The organism is Microbulbifer okhotskensis (genome assembly GCF_023895975.1).
In the GTDB taxonomy this organism is placed as follows: Bacteria; Pseudomonadota; Gammaproteobacteria; order Pseudomonadales; family Cellvibrionaceae; genus Microbulbifer; species Microbulbifer okhotskensis.
In genome coordinates, this window is the sequence record NZ_JALBWM010000577.1 from 1 (window position 1) to 217 (window position 217).

1 pseudogene is annotated in these 217 nt (G+C 66.4%); it reads right to left on the reverse strand.

The features are described from left to right. A pseudogene (locus MO867_RS23330) lies at positions 1-217 on the reverse strand (glutamyl-tRNA reductase); the annotation flags it as partial.

The window sequence follows — 217 nt, forward strand, 5'->3', positions numbered from 1 at the left end:
GCGCCAGCATGGCGGGGGCAAGGTGGTGATAGTCCCCCAGCCACTGCAGCAGAGACTCCAGCCCCGCGGCGTCGGTCGAGCAATACAGCTCGGTGCGATTGCAGGTCGACAGTATGGCGATTTCCCTGAGACGGCCGGATGCACGGGCATGCTCCAGGGCATCAACCAGCTGCTCCGGCGCGAATGCCACCTTCTCGCGCACCTCAAGCGGGGCGGT